This window comes from Alkalibacterium sp. AK22 (assembly GCF_000585255.1).
Classification (GTDB): domain Bacteria; phylum Bacillota; class Bacilli; order Lactobacillales; family Carnobacteriaceae_A; genus Alkalibacterium.
Genome location: NZ_JANL01000006.1, coordinates 48,866 through 73,365, shown reverse-complemented (window position 1 = coordinate 73,365; position 24,500 = coordinate 48,866). Strand labels below are relative to the sequence as shown.

Sequence of the window (24,500 nt, the reverse complement as noted above, 5' to 3'; positions counted from 1 at the left end):
GAGTTTAAGGTACCGTCTGGGCTCATTTAAAGCTGGGCACATTAAAAGAGCCGGCACTTAACGAGGCTGACCCTGAAAGCGGTGGATGGTATATCCAGCCGTCAGGTATCAGCAGCCGTAAGTGCCAGCTCTCTTTGTGTAGATCAGGTCCAGCTGTGATCAAGCATGCACGACAGAATCTTCCCGGACCAGTTCCATGTCGTAGTGTCCGATTTCTTCGTCATAATACAGGTCTGAAATGGCACGGAAGCCAAAGGATTCGTAAAAGTCCTTAAGGTAAGCTTCAGCCTGAATTTCGACTTCGGCTCTCGGGTGCTTGCATTTAATGTATTCCAAAGCGACTTTGAGTAATTCACGTCCGTGACCCTCGCTTCTGAATTCCTCAGGAACCAGAACACGTCCAAGGAACATCTTTTTGTTCTGTTTGTATATACGGGCGTAGGCTTTGATGACGCCTTTCTGACGCTTGATCACATGCACGGCATGCAAATCGGTATCATCGATTTCTTGATAGGCACAACCTTGTTCGACAACAAACACTTTAGTCCGCTCTTTTACGATCTGATGATAGTCCTTTGCGCTCAACTCTTCAAACTGCTTAAACTGCCACATATAGTTGTGTCAATCCCCTTTTCTAATCAATTATATCCCGAAGCTGAGCACCGGCATGGCGGCGTCATTCGGGATCCACACCCCTAGTATACATCTTTAAATTATAAGGTCAATCTTATTTCAAAAAAACTTTGTTCTTTCTGAAAATCCTTGTAATCATAGGCTATTAGGCGCATAATTTATACATAAGTCTGTTATATATCATTCAATTTGAAAGAAGGAATCGTTAATGGAATTAGTAGTGATTGTACTCAATAAAATCGACCTGCTGGATGAGATGCTCTCCCAGTTTATGAAGTTCAAGATACAGGGAGCAACGGTCATCGACAGCAGCGGGATGGGGCATTTGATATCTAATCAGTTCCCGATGTTCTCCATGTTTGCGGAGCTGGGTGAGGAACGGGAGGCCAACAGCAAGACGATTTTCACGGTTGTCAAAGACGAAGACGAGCGCAAGGAAGTGCTGTCGGTGGTTGAGAGTGTGTGCGGGAAACTGGAAGAGCCGGACACGGCTATTTTCTTCAGTGTGCCGGTGAACTTTACTAAAGGGTTGAGAAAAGATGGAGAATAAGAGAAGAAGGGATCGCAGATGACCCATTCACTGTATATAGCGATTTTACTTTTAGCCGGCATGGGTGCCGGTTATATTGCCAAACGCTTCAAAGTCCCGACCGTCACCGGCTACATTATCTGTGGACTGATTTTGGGTCCGAGCGTATTCAACTTGATATCCAATGAGGTCTATAATGACTTGAGATTCGTCAATGAACTGGCGCTGGGAATACTTGCTCTTTCTGTAGGGACGGAGCTGCATTACCGGGTATTCAAAGCCTTCGGTAAGAGCCTGGCTATTCTGTCTCTAGGTAATACGATTCTGACTGCGCTACTGGTGACCGGTCTGACCTGGCTTTTTGGTATGCCGATTGAGTATGCCTTGATCCTGGGCCCGCTTTCCATGTCCGTTGCGCCTTCGGGCGTGGTATCGGTTGTAAAGGAAAAGCGGGCGATGGGAGAAATGACGCAAAACCTTCTGGGGCTGGTGGCCTTTGATAATTTAATGACCATTTTGAGCTTTGGGGTGATGGTGTCTCTGGTGCAGTCTTTCGGCAATGAAGCAACATCCGGCGTGGTCCTTGTCGCCCTAGTGATCCTGGATATTGCTTTAGCTGTTTTGGTAGGCAGCCTGAGCGGTCTGTTTATTGCCTATTTTATTCGTAAAAATACAGCCAACGAGCGCCTGCTGGCTTTGCTGCTGGCTGCTCTGCTTTTCAATTCTGGCATTGCTAGTATGTTCGGCCTATCGCCGATTTTGACTAATCTGGCTGCCGGAATGGCAATTTCGAATCTGACTTCCCGGAAGATTCTGATTGCTACACTGCTCGACCGGATTGAACTGCCGATTTTCATTATCTTTCTGACCTTGGCTGGGGCCCATCTGGACGTAGCCATTCTCGGACAGGTCGGTCTGATAGGGGTGGGCTATATCGTGGCCCGCTTCCTCGGTAAATACTTTGGCATATTGCTGTTTTCATCCTTTACACAAACGACTAAGGCTGTCCGCTACCGGCTGGGACTGGGGCTGCTGCCGCATGCTGGGGTTGCAATCGGCCTGGCCAGTATCGCTGAAGGAAGTCTGCCGCAAGTGTCCGGTGCCATTACGGGAGTGGTCTTGACCGGTGTGGTGGTTTTTGAAATCATCGGCCCGCTCCTGCTCGGTAAATCACTAGATGCAGTCGGTGAAACCGGCCAGGCAGGAAAGGTGAGCAGTACGAACAAATAAAACAGATAACATGATAGATAAAACGGTGACGGACGCTTGCAGGGGCGAATCGGGCACCGTTTTTATATGCAGTCATAGAGCTGCTACAGGTTTGCCCCACTCAGTGAAGGTTGGGGGGGGGGTCTGTCCACTCATCCTTAAGGTATTCAGTAGACTTCAGGAACAGTCCTGCCGTGGACAACCGAAAATAGCAGTATCCAAAGAAGGGGAATACGCCATGTCCATCCATGCATTTAACGCAAGGCATCAAAGAAAGCGGGCAATCCTAACCGACGGGTCCTGCTGGAGTCTGAAGTGTTCAAGCAGGAGGAAGATGCTCTGGATTTGATATACTGACTGTAAGGATAAGAACAGGTCAGCTACTGAAGAAATACGCGTTTGTATGATTAAAATGGCACTGCTAATAAGCCTCCAGCTTCATCCTTTTTTTAGTGAAGATGGTGGAGGGAAAGTCTTCAGTGTCGGTAAATAGGGGAGGGCTAGACATGCCTGAAGATGACGTTATCATTATCAAAGAGGGGGTTAAAGTTTACGGGAAGCAGACGGTACTCAAGGGAATCAGCCTGAATATAAAAAAAGGCGAAATATTCGGCTTGCTCGGACCGTCGGGGGCCGGGAAAACGACACTGGTCAAGCAGCTGGTCGGCCTGGAGGCAGTCAGTGAAGGGGAAGTGCGGGTGCTGAATCAGAAGCAGCCGTCTCTTGAGGTGATTGAGCAGATTGGCTACATGGCCCAGTCGGATGCTTTGTATACGGAACTGTCCGCCAGGGAAAACCTGGAATTTTTTGCTGCTTTGTATAGCCTTTCCAGGAAAGAGCGCCGGGAACGAATCCAGGCTGTGATGGAGACGGTGGATCTGACGGAAGCCATGGACAAGATCGTATCACAGTTTTCAGGCGGGATGAAGCGCCGGCTGAGTCTGGCCATTGCCATGCTTCATGAGCCGCAAGTGCTGATTCTGGATGAACCGACCGTCGGCATGGATCCGATCCTCAGAAAAAGTATCTGGCAGAACTTTGAGAAGCTGAAGCAGTCCGGAGTCACGATTCTGGTGACCACGCATGTGATGGATGAAGCGGGAAAGTGCGACCGTCTGGGCATGATCAGAGGTGGCCGGCTGACGGCTGTGGGCTCACCGTTTGAGCTCAAAAAAGAAGCGCAGACAGATGATCTGGAAGCGGCCTTTCTGGTCTATGGAGGTGAGGAGCATGCGGGTTAAAGCGTTAGTGATTCGTATTCTACAGCAGTTCAAGCGGGATAAGCGGACGATGGCTTTGCTTGTTCTGGCGCCAATCATGGTGCTGTCGTTGCTTTACCTGGTATTCGGAGATACAACGTATGAGCCGCGTATCGGCCTGGTCAATTCTTTGGATCCGGTCCTGGAAGAGCTGGATCTGACAGATGCGGAAATCTATTATTATGACAGCGAAGAAGAGGCGCAGGTGGTCCTAAAAAGCCGCACACTGGACGCCTATATCACCGTAAGTGACAGTCAGCCGGCACTTGTCCTGGAAGGCAGTGACCCGCTGGTGAACTCTGCCGTAGTCAGCTGGGCAGGCGATGCTTTTCAGCCGCTCACCCAGCAGCCCGAGGAAAGGTTTTCGGCCACCTTTATTCACGGTGGAGAAGAGATGCGGCATTTTGACTATTTTGGTCCGGTCATGCTCGGATTTTTCATCTTTTTCTTTGTGTCCCTGATTTCAGGGGTATCTTTTTTGAGGGAGCGGACCCGGGGGACACTGGAGCGCCTGCTTTCCAGTCCCTTGCGTAAGGGTGAGATCGTTCTGGGCTATGTACTGGGATTTGGTCTGTTTACACTGGTTCAGGCGACAGTGATTTCTGCCCATTCCATCTATGTTTTAGGGATGCGGATGGAAGGGAACTTTTTCTATGTCCTGCTCATCACCTTGTGTCTGTCCATTTCGGCGCTGACGCTGGGGATCCTGCTGTCTTCTTTTGCGCACAATGAACTGCAGATGATTCAGTTTATTCCAATTGTAATTATTCCTCAGTTGTTTTTCTCCGGCCTATTCAATCTGGATACCATATCGGACGCTGTCAGCTGGATTGGTCCGCTGACACCGCTCTACTATGCGGCAGACGCTCTGAGAAACGTCATGGTCAGGGGTCAGGGCTTTGATCAGATTTACATGCAGCTAACTGTCCTGCTCGGTTTCTCGCTGGGATTCGTTTTGCTTAATATTATGGTCTTAAAGCAGCACCGGAGAGTCTGAAGACACGGTGGCTTGAGGATAAGTAAAAAACACCATCCTATTCAGAAAAGTAGCTGTTTGCTGGCTTTTCGAGCAGGATGGTGTTTTGGCTGCTGCGTGTTTTCTTCTTGGTCTGCACAGCAGATGAGACTGTGGCTGTTCAGGTATGGAAAACCGATACAGACTGATTGATGTTGGAAGCGGAATCCCGGACATCGTGTCCGACTTGTCGCAGTTTTTCAATCGCTGCATTTTGCTCCTCCACTTGGGCGATGGTTTCTTCAGTGGCCGCCGAATTTTCCTCTGCAATAGCGGACAGATTCTGAATGGTTTCTATGATATCGTCTTTCATTCTGTGCATGTTCTCACCGGAATCATTCAGCTGAGCCACCACTTTTTCTGATCTGTCTATGGAATGCATGATGTCAGCAAACTGTGAGCGACTCGTAGTGACCCCTGCAGACTGTTCTTCAGATGTCACCATCACGGCATCCATTTTTTTGACCATCGTCAGCGTGTTCTGCTGCAGATTATGAACTCTTTCGTGGATCTGTTTGGTTGACTGACCGGATTTTTCGGCCAGTTTTCGGATTTCATCAGAGACGACGGCAAAGCCTTTGCCTGCCTCGCCCGCCCGAGCTGCTTCTATTGCCGCATTCAGAGCAAGCAGGTTCGTCTGCTCAGCAATATCGGCAATCACATCCCCGGCACTTTCGATGTGTTTGACACTCTCGTTGGTTTCCAAAATGACCTGTTTGACGTCTGTGATGGCAGAATTGGTCGATGTATTGGCCGCATTCAGTTTATCCATTTCGGCTAAGCCTGATTCAACCAGAGTGATGACCTTTTCAAATGCCTGGTTTAGTTCGCGCATATGCTGCTGATCCTTCTCTATCAACTCTCCAAAATCACTCACTTTGTCTGCTCCAGACTCTGTACTGCTTGCCTGGTCAGACGCCCCTCCCGCAATCTCTTCAATCGTTTGGGTAATCTCCTGAAAGCTGAGCCGGATCCGGTCCAGATCATCCGTTAAGCCAGAGGCAATATGCGTGGTGCGATTTGAATGGTCTTTGACTTCTGTAATCAGCTGGCTGAGTTTAGTGACAGTAGCATTGGTGGCTGAAGAAAGCTGCGCAAATTCTCCTTTTCCACTGACCGCTGCAAGGTGACTGATATTGCCTTCGCTTATTTCTTCCAGCCTTTTGGTATGCAGCTTCAAGGGGCGAATAACCATATGGTGCATAAAGAAAAATAGGATGAGATTGATGACGATGACGTTGATGAGTGTATTGATATAAGCGGCAATATTAATATCGACTAGGCTATACTGGTTGATCAGAGCATTGACTCTCTGCGCGATGGGAGCACTGGCAATGAAGGCAAAAGAGACGACAAGAATGATTCTGACTGTAAGACTGTGCATCTGCTCAACCAGTAGTACACGCTTCTTTCCTTTTACTAAACGGTCCATTAAAACACACTCCTTCTTATTTTTCTTCAGACAACTTGAACGTTATATAGACTAAAGTCATATTATTTACTATCGGCCGTTTGACAAAAGGGTTAATCTTATTTTAATTATTTGTTAATTTTTTTAATTTAAAAATCGCAATTAACAACAAGCAGGGTGTTTCAGTGAAAAGACTGACAGAAAAAAGGGCGATATGCGGCCTGCAGTCCAGGCAGAAGAAGTTGAAAGCAGCATGAGAAAAGCGAGATAAACAAAAGGTTGCAAGAGTATTCAAGGGCCTGAAAACGGGTGTTTTTTTAGGATAAAAAGTGCCCTCTACCATTGTATTTATAAGCCATTTGGTATAAAGTGGAGAAAGGGATTTTGTGAAACAAACAACTGTTTCACGAGTGAACATAGAAAGGATTTTCGAGAATGACTCCAGAAGAATTTCAGTCTGAATTAACTAAAAGAGACATTCCCGTGACAGCAGAAAAAATGCGCCAGTTTGAGCGCTATTTGGAACTGCTTCAGGAATGGAATGAAAAAATCAATTTAACTGCCATTACGAAAAGAGAAGAAGTATACTTGAAACATTTTTACGATTCACTTACTGCCGGACTTTATGTAGATTTTAGCAAAGGGGTCCACAGTCTATGCGACGTAGGCTCAGGTGCTGGGTTTCCTAGTATCCCCCTGAAGATTATCTACCCGAATCTGAAAATTACCATTGTCGATTCCCTCAAAAAAAGGATCGGCTTCCTGGAAACCATCGTCAGCGAGCTGGGGCTGGAAGGTGTTTCTTTGTATCATGACCGGGCAGAAACATTCGGCCAGAATAAGCAGTTCAGAGCCTCCTTTGATTTTGTCACAGCCAGAGCCGTGGCACGTATGAGTGTGCTGTCGGAGCTGTGCCTGCCGCTTGTCAAAAAAGACGGCCTCTTTATTGCCATGAAGGCGGCCCATGCGCCTGAAGAGCTGGATGAAGGACGCAAGGCGATTGGGGTCCTTGGCGGTAAAGTCAGAGAAGATATTGCCTTTGAACTGCCGGAAGAGGCAGGAGAACGCCATATCATTCTGATCGACAAGAAAAAGGAAACGCCCAACAAGTATCCGAGAAAGCCGGGGACTCCGAACAAGAGTCCGCTAACATAAAGGAAAGAGAATAGAAAGTATGGAGGAGTAGTATGGCACAGATAATAGCCGTCGCAAATCAAAAAGGTGGCGTAGGAAAAACAACCACTACCGTAAACCTGGGCGCGTCCCTGGCTTATGTCGGTAAAAAAGTTCTGCTGATCGATATGGATGCTCAGGGCAATGCCACTAGCGGACTGGGTGTGCGTAAAGGTGAAGTCGATAAGGACATTTATGATGTTCTGATCAACGAAGAGCCCTTGGAAGATGTCGTCATGGCAACCAGCCGGGACAACCTCAGCGTTGTGCCTGCTACAATCCAGCTGGCCGGGGCTGAAGTGGAACTGACCAGTCTGATGGCCAGAGAGACACGCCTGAAAAGTGCGGTCGAAACGCTTGCCGATCAGTACGATTACGTCCTGATCGACTGCCCGCCGTCTTTGGGACACCTGACAATCAATGCCTTTACAGCCAGCGATTCGGTACTGATTCCGGTACAGTGCGAATATTATGCCCTGGAAGGGCTGAGTCAGCTGCTCAATACGGTCCGTCTGGTGCAGAAGCATTTCAACAAGGACTTGAAAGTGGAAGGCGTACTCCTGACGATGCTGGACGCCCGGACCAATCTGGGCTTTGAAGTCGTCAATGAAGTGAAGAAGTATTTCCGTGAAAAAGTTTATCAAACCATCATTCCAAGAAACATCCGTCTGTCGGAAGCACCGAGTTATGGCTTGTCAATCATTGATTATGATCTGAAATCCAAGGGTGCAGAAGTCTACCAGGAACTAGCAAAGGAAGTGTTGGGAAATGGCTAGCAAGAAAAAAGGACTGGGCCGAGGAATTGATGCCCTGTTTGATGTCCCTGACTTTGAAAAGGAAGTCCGCAACAATGATGAACGAGTGGAACTAATCGAGCTGACGGAGATTCGTCCGAATCCTTACCAGCCCAGACGGCATTTTGATGAAGAGGCGCTGAATGAGCTGGCGTCCTCAATCAAAGTGTCTGGTGTCCTGCAGCCGATTATTTTGAGAAAATCATCGGTCAAAGGCTATGAAATCATTGCCGGCGAACGCCGCTACCGGGCGTCCAAGCTGGCCGGCAAGGACAGCGTACCCGCCATTATCCGGGAGCTGAACGAAGAAGTGATGATGCAGGTTGCCATTCTGGAAAATCTCCAGAGAGAAGACTTGACGTCTTTGGAAGAGGCGGAAGCGTACAATATGATGATGGACAAGCTGTCAATGACCCAGGAAATGGTTGCGGAACGCCTGGGGAAAAGCCGATCTTATATCGCCAACCACCTCAGACTGCTGTCTTTACCTGAAGAAGTCAAGAAACTGGTCCAGGAAGGCAAGCTATCAAACGGTCAGGCCCGCACGCTTTTGGGCCTAAAGGACAAGGCCAAAATCAAAAAACTGGCCCGCCGGGCGGTCAAGGAAAAGTTGACGGTCAGACAGCTGGAACACCTGGTGGCAGAAGCCAATCAGCACCCTAAAAAAGCGGCCGACAAAGAGGCGGCAGCCAGCAAGTCTGTTTATATCAGAAAGTCGGAAGAACTGCTGACAGACAAATTCGGGACCAGTGTGGTCATCCGCGAAAAAGGAAAAAAAGGGAAAATCGAAATCGAATACGTATCGTCGGATGATCTGAATCGTATTCTGGAAGAGCTGGATATCGACCTGAACTGAAAGCAGCGCAGCCGATCCAGACCACAGACCGGTCTGTTGCGCCCGAAAGCCTGCAGCAGGCAGGCTGTTTATACTGAATTCTAAAGCAGTAATGCCGGTCAGCGTTTTGACAAAGGAGGAAAGCAAGTGGATAAGACCTATGAACTTAAAGATGTGGTCGAGATGAAAAAACCCCACCCTTGTGGTGTGAACCGCTGGGAAATCATCCGGTTGGGCGCGGACATCCGCATCAGATGCACGGGATGTGGCCATTTGGTGATGATGCCTCGTCGTGAATTTGATCGGAAGATGAAAAAAGTACTGAAAGACTAAAACCAATAGATTATACAGGAAGAGAAAGGTGAACACATACATGCCTTTAACAGCAGGAATCGTCGGCTTGCCGAACGTCGGGAAGTCCACATTATTTAACGCCATTACTAAAGCAGGAGCAGAAGCTGCCAACTATCCTTTTGCAACAATCGACCCCAATGTCGGAATCGTAGAAGTACCGGATGACCGTCTGGACCGTCTGGCTGAACTGGTTTCGCCGGAAAAAGTGGTCCCGACTACGTTTGAGTTTACAGATATTGCCGGCATCGTCAAAGGTGCCAGCAAGGGAGAAGGTCTGGGCAATAAGTTCCTGGCCAATATCCGTGAAGTGGATGCCATCTGTCACGTGGTCCGCTGCTTCGAAGACGACAATATCACTCATGTGTCCGGGACTGTCAATCCGGCTGAAGATATTGAAACCATCAACTTAGAGCTGGCTTTGGCTGATCTGGATGCGGTGGACAAACGTATCGAACGCGTCAGAAAACAGGCCAAGTCCAAGGATGCTGAAGCCGTAGCCCTACTGGCTGTGCTTGAAAAAATCAAGCCGGTACTGGAAGAAGGCAAGCCTGTCCGTGTGCTGGACTTTACACCAGAAGAGCTGCCGATTCTGAAGTCACTTTTCCTTCTGACCAGCAAGCCTGTTTTATATGTCGCTAACGTGGCAGAAGAGGAAATTGCCGATCCAGAAAGCAACCAGTACTTGCAGACGGTGCGCGAGATTGCACAGGAAGAGGGAGCGGAAGTTGTAGCGATTTCGGCAGCGATCGAAGAAGAAATCGCTGAACTGGACGATGAAGAAAAAGCCATGTTTCTGGATGACTTAGGAGTCACTGAACCGGGTCTGAACAAGCTGATCCGCACGTCCTATGACCTGCTTGGCCTAGCGACTTTCTTTACGGCTGGACCAAAAGAAGTCAGAGCCTGGACTTTCAAGCAGGGCATGAAGGCTCCGCAGACTGCCGGCGTGATCCATACAGACTTTGAGCGCGGATTTATACGTGCGGAAACAATCGCTTATGAAGACTACGACCAGCTGGGGAGCGAAAAGGCAGCCCGTGAAGCCGGTAAATTAAGAGCTGAAGGAAAAGAATATGTCGTCCAGGACGGCGATGTCATCCTTTTCCGCTTTAACGTGTAAGCAAGGGAGGACGCAAGCAGGATGGCGAAGAAAAAAGAAACGGTCGAACAGGAACCGCAAGTGACCGTGGAAGACAAGAAAAGAGAAAATGATGCACTGTCTGAACAGTTGACCAACAAGAACAAGGAATACATGGTGAAGCTGAACCGCAAGCTGGACGAAGCCGGCTTTGCTGAAGACAACAAGATCATGGTGTTCAACGAAATGCTGAAGAATATCGTGTCTCAGCAGCCGAATCACATTACTGCCCGTAAACTGTACGGGACGGTCACCGATCAGGCCCGTTACCTGACGGAAACGGCTCAGGGAGACATAACCGAGCCGGCTGAACGTTCTGAATGGTGGAAGATTTACCTGGACGGCGCCTTGCTTCTGGGAGGGATGTTCGCAGTCATTACCGGAATCTCCTACTTTATTGGCGATCAGGAAGCGGGCCTAGGACTGATCACGATGATTTTGAACTTCCTGCTGGGCGGGGTGGCCGTTATGGTCATCACCAAGTATGCGCCTCAGCCGGGTGTCAAAGGCGGCTTTATCAAGTATATCGTGGCGACCACTTTAACGATGCTGCTGTGGATTCTGCTGATGGCCTTTGGTACAGCCATGCTGCCGCAATCACTGAATCCGCTGATATCGGGATCGTATACACTGGTAATCGGGGTACTGGCATTTGCAGCCAAGTGGTATCTGAAAAAAACACTGAAAATCCAGGGCACACTGATCTGAGGCTGAACAGCTTCTAGTGGTGCCTGATCAAAAGCTCCGCTCTGTCTTCAAGGCAGGCGGAGCTTTTTTGTCCAGCTGAAAAAAGAGGCTGACAGAGGGAGACATCAAGAGGGAGCAGGTGGACAGCAGCATGATAGGGAAAGGTTAGGGGCACGGTCTTTTTAGGCTAAAGTGGCCAGGAAGCAAGAGAGGAGTAAGCGGTGATTACTGACGTTAGCCAGAAAAAGAGTGGATATGCTATACTGAAAACGGTACATAATATTAGACGGGGGGATAAGGATGACAAACAATGCAACAACACAACTAATTCAGGAAGTCGTGGATTATGTGATCAATGAAGATGAAGAGGTGCTCCAGGAGTGGGGAGACCAGCGCGACCAGTGGGTGCAGATGAGCGGGGATCTGTTAAAGGGAGCCGACAAAGTGATTTCCAGCGACTTGCGGATCATCAAAGATGACGGAACAGTGGGGACATATCCGGCTTTTCGGGTACAGCACAACAGTGCCTGCGGCTACTACAAGGGCGGGATTCGCTTCAGTACGGGCGTCTGCCAGTCCGAAGTCATGACACTGGCGATGTTGATGACGCTGAAGAATGCCCTGCACGATCTGCCGTATGGGGGCGGCAAAGGTGGTGTGCATATCAATGTACGCCGGCATTCTAAAAGAGAACTGAAGGAAGTCAGCAAAGCCTTTGTCCGTATGCTACAGGATCAGATTGGACCTTACAAAGACATTCCGGCTCCGGATGTGGGCACGGGCGAGGAAACCATGGACTGGATGACAGAGGAGTACAAGCTGCTGCATCCGAACCGTCCTTTTATCAATACCTTTACGGGCAAAAGTATTGCCAATGGGGGAGCTAGAGGACGTGCCGAGTCGACAGGAATCGGGACCTTTTTAAGCTACTACTATTTGGTCGATTTAGTCATGAAGGGTAAGCTGCCGGTCAGTGATGCACTGTCCGGTATGAAAGATGCCATTCAGCAGATTGGTGAAAAGAATGAGGTCAAAGTGGCTATCCAGGGTTTTGGTAATCTGAGCCGGGCTGCCGCGATTGAAGCAGTCGAGTGTGAAAAGAAGCATACCGTGATTGCTGTGTCGGACAGCCGAGCTACTGTGTTTAATGCGGATGGTCTGGACGTTAAAAGTCTGGTTCCTTTTAAAGAGAAAAACAATCGCCTGCCGAACGCCGACGAACTGGAAGAACTGGGTGTGAAAGGGAAGGTCCTGGATGCCCATGCGGTGCTGACACTAGACTGTGATGTGCTGATTTTAGGTGCCATCGAAGATCAAGTCACCAAAGATAACCAGGAAGATATCAAGGCCGCTATCCTGGTCGAGGGGGCCAATGGACCAGTGACGCGGGAAGCCGACGAGTACCTCACAAAAAAAGGTAAAGTCATCATTCCGGATGTTCTGGCAAATGCGGGAGGCGTGACAGTATCTTATTTGGAATGGGTCCAGGGTTTCACCAATGATGTCCGGACCAAAGAATCGATTTTAAAAGATATGAGCGACCGAATGCAGGAGGTCAGCTGCCGTGTCTACCAGGCCTACTTTGCTTCAAAAGGAGACGTCACCATGCGTTTCCTCTGCTATAAGCTGGCTTTTCTCAGGCTGGCTGATCTGATGAAGCGCTCCGGAAAATTCAGCTGATTTTTTATCTACTGAGCCTGAAGTTGACGGGCAAGAGGGTCTGCCTCAGCTTTAGTTTAGCAAAGATGAACGGTGAAGTGTAGTGTATGGTAAAAGAGAGGATACGCCCTGTTTACAGGGGTATCCTCTCTTTTTATATGCATGGGCTTAAGCATTTTATTTATCCAGGAAAACAGAGGGCGCTATATTTCGGGCTTGTATACGTGTTTTCCAATATACTTTTAAATCAGCTCACGTTTCTGATCATTCTCTCTATTTTTTCCTCATCCGGATCTGTTATTCTGAAAATTACGCCTGGGAGGTGAGTATAGTCTGAAACGCCGTCTAGAGTATAATCAGCGATAGGAGAGAAGGTATAAAAATCGTATGCGTCTTCGATATGAAAGGTGGGAACAGTTACCTCCTTACTCTCAGCGGGCAAAAACTCAATAGATGAATCAAAAGAATAGGCCAGATTATGATTAAGATCCCGCACCCGCTCTAGTAAAACAGTCTCGGAAGCATCATTTTGTATATGTATGTCTAAGGATGGAGAGGACTAGGCAACCGTATAAGCTCCTACGGGCGAGAATCCACCACTGTGTGTCTTTTCTTTATTTTTTAGAGTCATTTCTCCTATTTTCAGGTGCACGATACTTTGCTCATCCCATGATAAAGCTAGTTCGTCTGCCGTTTCTATTTCGTTTCCCCTGACAGAAACAGCGATAATAAAGTTAATAAGCGTATACCCTTTGTGGGTGATTCCGCTGTCTACACTGAAGTCTACAATATCTATATTTTCATTTTCTATATCTAAGGAAGTTATATTGTCGGTAGTGACCTTGTGAGGGGAGTCAGCTGGTTGGATAGCAAATAGGTTGAAAGCCATCGTTTCATCCTCTATAACGTAACTGATGTAATTATCAGCAAAAATCAGCTGGGCTTCCGTAGCGTGTGTTGGCTGATGATGTAGAGCATTGTTCATGAGCATACCTGTAATTGTTCCGACTGCCAGCAGGCCTACGACAAGAGCCAGGAATATTTGTGACCTTTTCATAATTAACTCCTTTAAGGTTTACTTGGGTATCAGATCTGTTTATATGTCTTTTTAGGTGGACATAATACAAGCTTGGTCCTCTACGCACGCATGATAGAAAAGGACAGGGGTAGAACATAGTTCAAACAGTATTTCCTTTGTTTGTTGATGCAGCATAGCCAGCTTCATGTCATACCGTAGACTAAAATAAAGGCAATGGAAAAAATCCATATGAGGTGAAGCTGTAAGTGATGACTATATGTCTAAAAAATAATTTAGGGAGTGTTGATGAAATTCAGCAGTAGGAAACCGGCAAAGATTAAAGCCATAAGCAAAGTGACCGTCGTCAATACGATAAATACACCGAACCAAGAAGATGCTTTACCCTGTTGAAGCTTTTTTTGATCATTATCTTTCAAACCGTTGCTGCTAATGTCATTCATTAGTTTGCCCTCCTTTCTTATATGCTATTATAGGACTAATATTGGGATAAGTCCATATACTGGTTTAAAAGTAAACAAGCCATGTAGTGTCCTTTTAGGGTGAAAGAAGGTTCACTATCAGAAATGTAAAAGTAACTAGGTGAGGCGGTTAAACTGTATCGTAAGACTAAGAGGATAGACTCATATTTAAGCATCCGAAAAGGAGAACAGAATAATCTGTGCAAAAATGAGTAAGGATGAAAAGGGGCAAAATAGAACGAGGTAAAAAATGGGGGACTAAAGACACTGGAATCGAGCTTTTTTAAAAGATGATTCAACTACCTATTCTTTATTGCACAACATTAATTATTAGGATATGATTAGAACAATACATAAGAAAGGATTGATTACAATGCAAAACACTCAGGTGAACGCCGCAGGATACGAAGGGGAGGACCTTTCTACGTTTTAACTAGACGGCTCATCGCCCTTCGTATGTGAACAATAAACCACATACTGAAAGGGATTGACACATTTATGCATTTTCCAATCAAACATTTTGTTTCTTATTACAGACCGTACCTCAAACAGCTCAGCTTTGTGCTGATGTATGCCTTTATGTCCACAGCACTGGCACTTATTTTTCCATTGCTTGTGCGACACGTGACTGGAGATGTACTTTCTGGAGATCTTACGGACGCTCAAGATCAGGTCCTGCAGGTCGGTCTCTTGATGATTGGTCTAGCTGTTCTTCAGCAGATTTTTTCGTTTCTGCTCGATTACAAAGGCCACATGCTGGGAGCGCGAATGGAACGAGACTTGAGAAACGATCTTTTCGAACACGTTCAGCGCCTGTCTTTCAGCTACTTTGATAAAGTCAAAACAGGAGAGCTGATGAGTCGCATCGGTAATGACCTTTATTCCATTTCCGAAGTGTACCATCACGGAATTGAGGACCTAATTCTGTTCGGGCTCAGATTCATTGGGGCAGTGACTGTTCTGCTGGTCATCAATGCCAGACTGACACTCGTTATTGTCGCTTTTCTGCCATTCATGGCTGTCTTCACTTATTTTTGCAACAAGCAGATGAACAAGACATTCATGGATAACAAGAAAAAAATGGCAGAGATTCATACCCAAGTAGAAGACAGCTTGTCCGGTGTACGAGAAGTTCAGTCATTTAATAATGAAGCACTTGAAGTTAATAAATTTCGCAGGCAGAACGAACACTTTTTAAACAGCCGAAAAGAGACATATAAAGTCGAAACGGCTCTCTATAATGGTGTGGAAGGTTTTATCCGCTTTATTACAATCGCTGTCGTGCTGTACGGTGCGACATTAATCATCGGTGAAACGCTGAACTTGGCTGATCTACTGGCTTTCATGCTTTACATCGATTTTCTAGTTGCGCCAATTAGACGAATGCTTGTATTCAGTGCGATGATGCAGGATGCGTTCACAGGATTTCAGCGCTTCAGCGAACTCATGCATACGCAGTCTGATATTAAGAGTCCGAATAAGCATGTAGAGTTGAAAGCTTTGGAAGGAAGCATATCCTTCAAACAAGTAGGCTTTACTTATCCGCACTCCGATCAGTCTGTATTTAAAGAATTGACTTTGGACATACGACCTGGAGAATATGTTGCTTTAGTTGGCGCTTCGGGTGCTGGCAAGTCCACCATCAGCAAGCTGATTCCTCGCTTTTACGATGTGACTCAAGGCAGTGTAACACTGGATGAGCATGACGTTAGACATCTGTCTCTGCCATTTGTAAGAGAACAGATTGGTATCGTCCAGCAAGATGTCTATTTATTTTCAGGCTCAATCAAAGACAACATCCGCTACGGAAAACCTGAGGCAACGGAAGAAGAAGTGATTGAAGCAGCCAGAAAAGCTAATGCACACAACTTTATTCTAGCTTTGCCAAGCGGGTACGATTCAGAAGTCGGCCAACGCGGGGTCAGACTCTCCGGGGGTCAGAAGCAGCGAATTAGCATCGCCCGAGTCTTTCTTAAAAATCCGCCGATTCTTATTCTGGATGAAGCCACGAGTTCTCTTGATAACGAAAGTGAGTATATCGTCAAGGAATCAATGGAGACGCTAGCAAAAGGACGGACCACATTGGTCATTGCGCACAGATTGTCTACGATTAAGAACGCACAGCGCATCATCGTTTTGGAAAATGGACGGATTGTTGAAGAAGGGACACATGAATCGCTGATCGAGAATGCAGGACCGTACTACAGCCTGTATAATCAGCAGTTTAAATTATAAAAGAATCTCTGCATGGCTAGTCTATGCAGGGTTTTTCTTTAATTAAAGTGTAAAGGAGTTTTGGCAAGATGAAAAAGCCTAAGGGATTAGAAAAGGGAGATAAAGTCGCGGTTGTAAGTTTGTCCAGTGGGATTCTGGGAGAAGCTTTTGCTGAGCACCAGTTGAAATTAGGCTCTGATCGTCTGACAGAGTTGGGTCTTATTCCAGTATTCATGCCGCATGCACTTAAGGGAATGGATGCATTGGACAAACATCCTGAATGGAGAGCAGAAGACTTGAAGGAGGCTTTTAGAGATTCATCAATAAAAGGGATTATCTGTGCAATCGGCGGAGACGATACGTACCGTCTTCTTCCTTATCTGATGGAAGACGACGAATTTATTGAAAATGTTCAAACCTCTCCCAAACTGTTTACCGGCTTCTCAGATACCACTGTGAACCACCTGATGTTTTATCGATTAGGCATGACTTCTTTTTATGGGCCAAATTTCTTAAATGACTTTGCAGAATTAGGCAGTGAGTTGCTCCCGTATACGAAAACGATTATAAAAGGTTTTTTTGCAGGCCATGAACTCAAGGGAGTGCCGGCAAGTGACACGTGGTACGAAGAACGAACTGATTTCTCAAAAGAAGCATTAGGGACGGAGCGTGTTCAGTATGTAGAGGAAAGAGGGGCTGAAGTTCTACAGGGAAAAAGTAGCGTTACTGGAAAACTCCTTGGAGGCTGTCTGGAAAGTTTAGTCGAATGTCTGACCGGTGAGCGCTACAAAGAACAAGCTGAAATGATTCAGACTTATACTATCTTTCCATCACTTGACGAATGGACAGACACACTCCTTTTCATCGAAACGAGTGAAGAACGACCGACACCAGATAAATTTAGAGAGATGTTAACTGTTCTGAAAAATTACGGACTGTTTGAAGTTATCAATGGTATTTTGGTAGGTAAACCTCAAAATGAAGTGCATTATGAAGAATATAAATCTATCCTTGTAGAAATTGTGGAAGACAAAACACTTCCAATTTTATATAATCTGCCATTTGGCCATGCTTACCCGAGGTGTCTGTTGCCATATGGAATAGAAACAACGTTGGACACAGAAAATAAATCTTTGACATTTAACGAGTCATATTTCAACTGAAGTTATTAAGTGTTTATCAATTTTCTGTTTTTTCCATTATATGACAGTAAATCTTGAAGGACTTGTCTTTCTTCTAATCCGAACTTTAGAAATCTTATCTATGTTTATATTTTTCCTACGGCCGTTAGCATGCTTAGTGAGCCACATAAAATAATTATGGTACATTCTATTAGAGTTGAAACTAGTTTTGGTCAGGCTTTTGATCCTACTGTTAGTAACTACTCTACTGGATTCTCCTACACTCCTGGCAACCGCGGTATTGACTATTATGGGTCTTACGATGTTAGTGCTACTTTAACGGGTCCAGTAACTATAGGCGGGGTGCGTTACAACTGGGTACATATAACTTTGGTAGAACGACAGACACCTTTAACTTAAGGTAACAATAGGACAGTAGGTGTAAACATGAATAAGCATAACAAGATGATAAAGTCCATATAATTGTGTAAAAGCAAAAAGGCCATGTAACGTCCTTTTACGGTACAATGTTTTTAACCACAAAAACATACCCAGGAGGACTTTACATGACCCAAGTACATTTTACACTGGAAACAGAAGATATTCAAAACTTAATTGACCATTCGGTCAAAGATAATGCAGCCAAGCAAATCCTACAAACCGTTTTTAACAGATTAATGGAAGAGCAGCGTACGGAGTACATTCAAGTCAGTAGCTACGAACGATCAGATGACCGCACTAGTCAGCGTAACGGCTATTATAACAGAGAGTTGACGACTCGTGTGGGTACGCTAGAGTTGAACGTCCCTCGCACGCGTGACGGTGAATTTTCTCCGACTGTATTTGAACGATATCAGCGTAACGAGAAAGCTCTTATAGCTTCTATGTTAGAAATGTATATCTCTGGTGTATCCACTCGAAAAGTGTCTCAAATTGTTGAGGAACTGTGCGGTAAATCAGTCTCTAAATCTTTTGTTTCTAGCTTAACTGAAGAACTAGACCCGCTGGTCTCCGAGTGGCAAAACCGCTCTCTATCGAGCAAAGTATTTCCTTACATTATGACCGACGTCATTTACATTAAGATTAGAGAACATCGTCGTGTGGTATCTAAAAGCTGCCATATAGCTGTTGGCATATCTAAAGATGGCGAGCGAGAAATCATCGGCTTTATGATACAAGATAACGAAAGTGATGAAACCTGGTCTCTCTTCTTCGATCACCTCAAAACCAGAGGGTTAAACGGCGTAAAACTAGTGATCTCTGATGCCCACAAGGGCTTAGTTAAAGCAATCAAACAGTCATTTACTCATGCTTCATGGCAACGATGTCAGGTACACTTTATGCGCAATATCCTTAGCTCTATTCCTAAGAAAGAATCAAAACCTTTCAGAGAAGCGATTAAGGCACTGTTTAAATTGACGGATATTGAAATGGCCCGAAAGGTAAAGAATACTTTGGTCAAGGACTATATAGAACAACCGAAATACCAAAAAGCCTGTGAAAAGCTGGACGAAGCTTTCGAAGATGCCTTCCAATACTTAGTGGTTGGGCAGGCTCAATCAAGATTAAAGAGCACGAACCTGCTTGAACGGTTAAACCAAGAAATTAGACGCAGAGAGAAAGTGATTCGAATCTTTCCCAACCACGGCTCTGCCAACCGATTAATTGGTGCAGTTCTTATCGACTGTCATGAAGACTGGCTAAGTTCAACTCGAAAATATATTCAATTTTGACCGCAAGGTTAAGACACGAAAACAGTGTGCTGTATTTTACACAATATTATGGACTTGACTGTTAAAAATAACAATTCGTCTTTTTCATATTTAATATTAATACTAACTACTATTATGATTGCATGTATAGTTCAGGTATATCCATATTCCATTTTTCGAAACGGAAACATTTCAAATTTGAATAGGAGAGAAAATTATGAATAGTAACTGTGTTATAGAGTTAAACGGAATAGATAAAAAGTATAGACAAAAAAAAGGGTTTAATAAGGTACTAAAAAATGTAAATTTAAAAATTAATAAAGGTGAATGGATTGCAGTAGTGGGTGCTTCTGGAGCAGGGAAGTCTACTTTGTTGAATATATTAGGATTATTAGAAAATCCTTGTAGGGGAACATATTTATTAGATGGAAGAGAGGTACCAAAAAAATCAAAATATAGAGCATTACTTAGAGCTAATAAATTTGGCTTTATAGTACAAGAATATGCATTGATAGAGAAATATACAGTAAAAGAAAATTTGATGTTGCCTTTCGAGTATAACACTGTTCAAAAAAACACTAAACTTGAAAAAGAAGCACTCATTAAAGCTACCCTAAGCCTGTTAAATGTTGACAATAAATTGGATGAATATGCGTATAATTTGTCAGGAGGTCAAAGACAGCGAGTAGCTATTGCCAGAGCCTTAATTAATAACCCGGATATTATTTTAGCTGATGAACCTACAGGAGCATTAGATAAAGATACGGCTAATCTGCTAATTGAAGAACTAAAAAAACTCAAATCATTTGGAAAAACAATTTTGATGGTTACGCACGATAATAGTCTTACACAATATGCAGATAGAGTTATTGAAATAAAAGAAGGAATATTACTCGATAAAAGGGATTCCATTGAATAATATATAAATCATCAAAGCTAGCATACCAATGCTAATAAGTATGTAGATTAATAGAATGTGTCTTTGTTTTTCTGTATACTTAACTATATTTACCACTAAAAAAAACAGACTTATTAGAGCAATTAAAATGTACCAAAAACCCATGATGTTCACTCCTAGTACTATTATTATTTTGACAAATTATAACATACTGGGTATACAATTAATATGGTTATTTTATTTAGTTCTGTAACATTATAAGGTGTGAAAGTAGAAAAAGGAGAGCCATTTTACAAATGGCTCTCCTTTTAAATTGTACTAGTATTACAATTTAAGTTGTATCTTGCTCTTTTTAATTACCCCAGAAACTTATTATTTTGAATACTAGCTATGATTCTTTGAGCTCTTTCATCGTAATTATTCTCATAGTAGTATTGTGTCATTTGCCTCAAAGTTTCATAGGCTTTTGTCCCTTCAAAATCTGAAAAAATTTCAATTAATGATTTGATATCTGGGTCTGCTTTTATTGTTTTTCTATCTTTAGCAGAATATTGAGTATCAAAGTCAATTGTAGTAACGTCTGTTGCTAACTTCGAGTAATTTTTTGAAGAATTTTCTGCTACCTGTAAATTATTTCCATTTTTTCCGTCACGAATTTCCTTTGAATCATCGAATCGTGATTCTGAAACAGGTGTTTCTACTGTAGGGCGATCCTTCTTTTTTCTATTAGTTAGAGCCAATTTCGTCACCCGCTTTCGATTCAAACTGAATCAAGTTTAGATTTCTCGAATAATCTGTTAGTTTGTTACCATTTAAGTACTTAGGCTCGTAGGTGTAGTTTTTTGGTATATCGCCTTGTTCTTCAAATAACTTTATTCTATTCTCTAATTCACTAAATATGTCAGCAAACAAGGCAAAAACCTTTCTATCGTGATGATCAATTGCAGTGATTCCATATTCTGGGTAATCGTCAATTCTTTTTTGATTATTAACTATGGCATTAAATGTGAAATTTTCTCCAAACGCTTCCTTTGTTTGAGCAATTATGGATTCGTGTAACTCTCTTTTAGGCTGTAACAAGAAAGGAAGCAGCCCCAAAACCTCACCTTTAAAATCGTCTCCAAAATCGTCTATTAATGTTTGAAGGTAGACATTTATAATATCGAGAGAACCTTCAAAAGAATAGGTTTTGGTCTCTTGTGGAATAACAAAGTAATCTGCACAGACCATTGCATTATCTACTTTGATATCGGTACTCGGTCCAACATCAATCCAAATATAATCATATAATTCTTTTAATGGTTCCAATAATTTAGAAAAATGAAATGTACGTTGTTTAGTAGTTTCAGATACGTGAGATGAAGTATCATTCTTTAAAGGGTATAATAATTCTAAAAACAATCCATATTTTGCCATATCACCACCACCCGCTATCATATGTAAATTGGGTGTCAACTCAACAATTGCACTCTGAAGATCATTCTTCTTGATGGCACTAACCACGGTAGCTGGGAAATTTTTATCAAACGTTTTTCCCATTATACTCGTCGCATTTGCTTGCTTATCAAAATCTATCAATAAACATTTATTGTTAAATTCTCGGTTAGGTAATGAGGCAATTATAGCTTCAAAGCAAGTTGAGGTTGTCTTACCAACTCCTCCTTTTTGGTTTGCATTGATAATAACTTTTGCTAATTTATGTTTAATCAACATGTCACACCTCCAATAAATGTAAAAATTCTCCTAAATGAATTGTAACAAGAAATATGATAACTTACAACTACAAATTGTATTTAGGAGAACTTTTTCAAAGTTAAATAGTTTAAATTTGAAAAAGAGAAAAAGAGAAAATTCTCTTTTTCTCTTAATAATGAACTTAGGAGAAAAGGAGAGTTTTCTCCTAAAAATTTTTTTTTGTTTTTTTGTTTACACTAAAGTGATTCTCGGTTAAGGTGTGCATACATAACAACAAAAAAGAGACGGAAGCATTTGATTCGATAAAATCAAATGCTTCAGAATCACATAATCCACAGTTATGTGCTCCCGCTCGCCTCTAAGGTTTATAAGTGGTTGGTAGCCACTTATGACTTTTAAATTATGGACGGATCATGATCCGTTCGTAATTGATTCTAGCATAAACAGGCGCGCACTTCAATATTAGGACACTCTATATTCACTACCTGAAATAGAGCAGGCACTCTCCTACAGAAGAGGACACATACACAGATGTGTCCTCTTTTTTGTAGGAAGGATAACTCATGTTTAAAACAAATAACCTATACACTTACATATTGAAAAACGGATTACAGCGCTATAAATTTAAACACAGTCACACCCGTCCAACGAATTACGAAGAAAAAGCGGGTAAAAAGGGCGTCAGCTTTGTCTTCAGAAGCAAAGCACAGATGGCCAATGCGCGAGGCTTTATTGTCACATCAGAAGAAGCCATTCAAGAGAATAAAGACACATTGTCCCATTGGACACCTAACGTTTATAGCTGGGGAGGCTACGTCGACGCAAAACGACACCACGTTATGGGGTTCTTTGAGGAGAATTTAATGCAGATTAATACCTATGTCATAGACATTGATTGTTGTAAGGAAGTGGTGAGCAGCGACGACATTTTATTGGCCGGGATTGACTTAGGCGTCACACCAACGTTAATTGTGGAGTCACCAAATGGCTATCAAGCTTATTTTATCCTAGATCAGCCGAGTTTTATTTCCAAAGCTAATGATTTTAAGTCTTTACGAACGAATAAGGCTATTGCTCACTCCTTGAAAGTAGCTTTCTCAAAAGAGATAGATGGTGTTGATTTTGGCTGCAATCCTTTCGGGATATTTCGATTCCCTAACGAACAAAATATCGTATTTTATGAACCAGACAATTACTTTGACTTTAAAACACTCATGACCTGGTCCATGAAAGTGAGTGACGATCACCACCAGGAACAACAAGACCAATTCATGAAACAGTTTAAGACAAGTGACTTCAAACAGACGCAAACAAGCTGGTTCAAGAATTTATTGAATCAAACAGAGATCAAAGGTGGAAAAGGGATATTAGGCCGAAATTCAGCCCTATTCACCGCTTCTTTGGCTTGCTATTCGTCTAACCTGGATCAAGACACCTGCATTGAGCTCATGACCGATTTCAATGCGTCTTTGTCTTACCCTCTATCTGAAAGAGAAATCAGAAAGACCGTCCGATCTGCCTATTCAGGGCGTTATAAGGGCGCCTCAACTGCTGTCCGTGCTCTTATGTTTTAAAAGTGAGCTGCTCCAGCTTCAACAACTGCTCTTTCATAGGCAGGCTACCCCTGTAGCCGCCCAGTTTGCCGTTTTTGGTCAAAACCCGATGGCAGGGATAGACAATCAGTAGAGGATTTTTACCGACGGCGGTCCCGACCGCTCGGGCAGCCTTGCTGTCCAGTCCGCTTTGACTGGCCAGCTCGCTGTAACTGACAGTCTCGCCGTAGGGGATGTGCCGAAGGGCTTCCCAGATCTTCTGCTGAAAAGGGGTTCCAGTCAGATCCAAAGGGACATCGATTGTCAGGACCTGGCCTGAAAGGTAAGCGCTAAAAGCTTCAAGATAAAGGCTCAACTGTAGTGAATTTTCTTCAAATACATAGTCAGGCCGGAATCTGCTTGTCCAGTTCAGACACTCCTCTTTGGATGCAGGCATGGAACCGACAAAGCAGAGTCCCAGATTGGTAGCAGCAATGTAAAAACGCCAGGGCGTGTGTTCAAACACAGTGTAGTAGCCGGTTTGTTTGCTCATGTTGATTCTCCTTGTCTTACAGGGGCTTAGGGGTGGTTAGTTGAAACAGAACGCAACAGCGAACCTGTTTTTCGCCAGATTGAGGATACCAGCTGATGGTCAAAACTGAGCAGCCGTTTATAGAGGCAAGCCAGTTGATTCCACAACATAAAACGTCCAGTCTGGAGTATAATGTAAGCAAAGAGAAAAGGGGGCAAGGCTGATGCATACTGATCCTGTCATACTGCGCTTCATACTGCTGGCTGTATTCTCGGCCGGGCTCTTTTTGATGGGCCGTGCGTTTCCTTCTGATAGCAAGAAAACCAAAAGTCTGTTGCTGTTGCATCTCACCATACTGACTCTTTTTTTCAGTGGCTTGTTCGGCAGGCTGCCCTATACACCGGCTAGAAGCCTGACCTTTGATCTAATCTGGTGGCTGATGGCACTGCTTGGCGTAACGACTTGCCTCTTTAAGGCTAGAACCTTCAGCCGGTACGATTACTTGCTGGTCCCGACGACCTTGACTTTTCTACTGTTCATCCCCTGGTTGATTCTACTGGCTAAATAAATAAGCAGCCGCTTCTCCTTAACGCCTGACAAGGA

Annotated in this window: 24 protein-coding genes; 17 read left to right on the top strand and 7 right to left on the bottom strand. The window is 44.2% G+C overall.

The window, feature by feature from the left end:
* Nucleotides 1–159 precede the first annotated feature (159 nt).
* Nucleotides 160–612: a GNAT family N-acetyltransferase gene (locus tag ADIAL_RS00660; RefSeq protein WP_034298674.1), complete on the bottom strand. Its 453-nt coding sequence runs from the start codon at nucleotides 610–612 to the stop codon at nucleotides 160–162.
* 229 nt (nucleotides 613–841) lie between these two features.
* On the opposite strand from ADIAL_RS00660, the gene ADIAL_RS00655 reads away from it, so the two are divergent.
* The 4 genes from ADIAL_RS00655 to ADIAL_RS00640 all read left to right on the top strand — a co-directional run bounded on the left by ADIAL_RS00655 (nucleotide 842) and on the right by ADIAL_RS00640 (nucleotide 4,627).
* Nucleotides 842–1,183 carry a hypothetical protein gene (locus ADIAL_RS00655; protein WP_034298672.1) on the top strand — a complete coding sequence of 114 codons (342 nt, stop codon included), beginning with the start codon at nucleotides 842–844 and terminating at the stop codon, nucleotides 1,181–1,183.
* Between the two features lie 18 nt (nucleotides 1,184–1,201).
* Nucleotides 1,202–2,392, top strand: a complete 1,191-nt coding sequence (locus tag ADIAL_RS00650) for a cation:proton antiporter (RefSeq protein WP_034298669.1) — start codon at nucleotides 1,202–1,204, stop codon at nucleotides 2,390–2,392.
* A 485-nt stretch (nucleotides 2,393–2,877) separates the two neighbouring features.
* Nucleotides 2,878–3,612, top strand: a complete 735-nt coding sequence (locus tag ADIAL_RS00645) for an ABC transporter ATP-binding protein (RefSeq protein WP_034298667.1) — start codon at nucleotides 2,878–2,880, stop codon at nucleotides 3,610–3,612.
* The gene (locus ADIAL_RS00640; protein ID WP_034298665.1) at nucleotides 3,602–4,627 is read left to right on the top strand and encodes an ABC transporter permease; all 1,026 of its coding nucleotides are present in this window, start codon (nucleotides 3,602–3,604) and stop codon (nucleotides 4,625–4,627) included. Before ADIAL_RS00645 ends, ADIAL_RS00640 begins: the two co-directional genes overlap by 11 nt.
* Before the next feature lie 139 nt (nucleotides 4,628–4,766).
* Here the strand turns inward: ADIAL_RS00640 and ADIAL_RS00635 are convergent, their stop codons facing one another.
* Nucleotides 4,767–6,077, bottom strand: a complete 1,311-nt coding sequence (locus ADIAL_RS00635; protein ID WP_051503623.1) for a methyl-accepting chemotaxis protein — start codon at nucleotides 6,075–6,077, stop codon at nucleotides 4,767–4,769.
* Nucleotides 6,078–6,491: 414 nt separating this feature from the next.
* On the opposite strand from ADIAL_RS00635, the gene rsmG reads away from it, so the two are divergent.
* The 7 genes from rsmG (at nucleotide 6,492) to ADIAL_RS00600 (ending at nucleotide 12,717) form a co-directional block, all read left to right on the top strand.
* Nucleotides 6,492–7,211 (top strand): 16S rRNA (guanine(527)-N(7))-methyltransferase RsmG, encoded by a 720-nt coding sequence (gene rsmG, locus ADIAL_RS00630; protein WP_034298663.1) that lies wholly within the window; start codon nucleotides 6,492–6,494, stop codon nucleotides 7,209–7,211.
* Nucleotides 7,212–7,243: 32 nt separating this feature from the next.
* A complete protein-coding gene (locus ADIAL_RS00625; RefSeq protein WP_034298660.1) occupies nucleotides 7,244–8,005 on the top strand; it encodes a ParA family protein in 762 nt (253 codons plus the stop codon).
* Entirely contained in the window at nucleotides 7,998–8,879 is an 882-nt protein-coding gene (locus ADIAL_RS00620) for a ParB/RepB/Spo0J family partition protein (protein WP_034298658.1), read from the top strand. Before ADIAL_RS00625 ends, ADIAL_RS00620 begins: the two co-directional genes overlap by 8 nt.
* A gap of 126 nt (nucleotides 8,880–9,005) precedes the next feature.
* Nucleotides 9,006–9,191, top strand: a complete 186-nt coding sequence (locus ADIAL_RS00615) for a DUF951 domain-containing protein (protein WP_034298656.1) — start codon at nucleotides 9,006–9,008, stop codon at nucleotides 9,189–9,191.
* A gap of 40 nt (nucleotides 9,192–9,231) precedes the next feature.
* Nucleotides 9,232–10,332 carry a redox-regulated ATPase YchF gene (gene ychF / locus ADIAL_RS00610; RefSeq protein ID WP_034298654.1) on the top strand — a complete coding sequence of 367 codons (1,101 nt, stop codon included), beginning with the start codon at nucleotides 9,232–9,234 and terminating at the stop codon, nucleotides 10,330–10,332.
* Nucleotides 10,333–10,353: 21 nt separating this feature from the next.
* Nucleotides 10,354–11,058: a DUF1129 domain-containing protein gene (locus ADIAL_RS00605; RefSeq protein WP_034298651.1), complete on the top strand. Its 705-nt coding sequence runs from the start codon at nucleotides 10,354–10,356 to the stop codon at nucleotides 11,056–11,058.
* Between the two features lie 279 nt (nucleotides 11,059–11,337).
* Nucleotides 11,338–12,717: a Glu/Leu/Phe/Val family dehydrogenase gene (locus ADIAL_RS00600; protein WP_034298649.1), complete on the top strand. Its 1,380-nt coding sequence runs from the start codon at nucleotides 11,338–11,340 to the stop codon at nucleotides 12,715–12,717.
* Between the two features lie 538 nt (nucleotides 12,718–13,255).
* Here the strand turns inward: ADIAL_RS00600 and ADIAL_RS10980 are convergent.
* Entirely contained in the window at nucleotides 13,256–13,753 is a 498-nt protein-coding gene (locus ADIAL_RS10980) for a hypothetical protein (RefSeq protein ID WP_051503622.1), read from the bottom strand.
* 254 nt (nucleotides 13,754–14,007) lie between these two features.
* Nucleotides 14,008–14,175 (bottom strand): hypothetical protein, encoded by a 168-nt coding sequence (locus ADIAL_RS11305; protein WP_155849141.1) that lies wholly within the window; start codon nucleotides 14,173–14,175, stop codon nucleotides 14,008–14,010.
* 516 nt (nucleotides 14,176–14,691) lie between these two features.
* On the opposite strand from ADIAL_RS11305, the gene ADIAL_RS00590 reads away from it, so the two are divergent.
* The 4 genes from ADIAL_RS00590 (at nucleotide 14,692) to ADIAL_RS00575 (ending at nucleotide 20,159) form a co-directional block, all read left to right on the top strand.
* Nucleotides 14,692–16,428 carry an ABC transporter ATP-binding protein gene (locus tag ADIAL_RS00590; RefSeq protein ID WP_034298647.1) on the top strand — a complete coding sequence of 579 codons (1,737 nt, stop codon included), beginning with the start codon at nucleotides 14,692–14,694 and terminating at the stop codon, nucleotides 16,426–16,428.
* Between the two features lie 68 nt (nucleotides 16,429–16,496).
* A complete protein-coding gene (locus ADIAL_RS00585; protein ID WP_034298644.1) occupies nucleotides 16,497–17,570 on the top strand; it encodes a S66 family peptidase in 1,074 nt (357 codons plus the stop codon).
* A gap of 524 nt (nucleotides 17,571–18,094) precedes the next feature.
* A complete protein-coding gene (locus tag ADIAL_RS00580) occupies nucleotides 18,095–19,261 on the top strand; it encodes an IS256 family transposase (RefSeq protein WP_034298641.1) in 1,167 nt (388 codons plus the stop codon).
* A 196-nt stretch (nucleotides 19,262–19,457) separates the two neighbouring features.
* The gene (locus tag ADIAL_RS00575; protein WP_034298639.1) at nucleotides 19,458–20,159 is read left to right on the top strand and encodes an ABC transporter ATP-binding protein; all 702 of its coding nucleotides are present in this window, start codon (nucleotides 19,458–19,460) and stop codon (nucleotides 20,157–20,159) included.
* A gap of 335 nt (nucleotides 20,160–20,494) precedes the next feature.
* Here the strand turns inward: ADIAL_RS00575 and ADIAL_RS00570 are convergent, their stop codons facing one another.
* Both ADIAL_RS00570 and ADIAL_RS00565 read right to left on the bottom strand, forming a co-directional pair.
* On the bottom strand, nucleotides 20,495–20,878 hold the full coding sequence (locus ADIAL_RS00570) for a hypothetical protein (protein ID WP_034298636.1): 384 nt from the start codon (nucleotides 20,876–20,878) through the stop codon (nucleotides 20,495–20,497).
* The gene (locus ADIAL_RS00565; RefSeq protein WP_034298633.1) at nucleotides 20,865–21,851 is read right to left on the bottom strand and encodes an AAA family ATPase; all 987 of its coding nucleotides are present in this window, start codon (nucleotides 21,849–21,851) and stop codon (nucleotides 20,865–20,867) included. Before ADIAL_RS00565 ends, ADIAL_RS00570 begins: the two co-directional genes overlap by 14 nt.
* Before the next feature lie 545 nt (nucleotides 21,852–22,396).
* On the opposite strand from ADIAL_RS00565, the gene ADIAL_RS00560 reads away from it, so the two are divergent.
* Nucleotides 22,397–23,407 (top strand): primase C-terminal domain-containing protein, encoded by a 1,011-nt coding sequence (locus ADIAL_RS00560; protein ID WP_051503621.1) that lies wholly within the window; start codon nucleotides 22,397–22,399, stop codon nucleotides 23,405–23,407.
* Here the strand turns inward: ADIAL_RS00560 and ADIAL_RS00555 are convergent.
* A complete protein-coding gene (locus tag ADIAL_RS00555) occupies nucleotides 23,397–23,918 on the bottom strand; it encodes a methylated-DNA--[protein]-cysteine S-methyltransferase (RefSeq protein ID WP_034298631.1) in 522 nt (173 codons plus the stop codon). The two genes, ADIAL_RS00560 and ADIAL_RS00555, sit on opposite strands and share 11 nt — an antisense overlap.
* Nucleotides 23,919–24,120: 202 nt before the next feature.
* Between ADIAL_RS00555 and ADIAL_RS00550 the strand changes: the two genes are divergently transcribed.
* Entirely contained in the window at nucleotides 24,121–24,465 is a 345-nt protein-coding gene (locus ADIAL_RS00550; protein WP_034298629.1) for a hypothetical protein, read from the top strand.
* Nucleotides 24,466–24,500 lie beyond the last annotated feature (35 nt).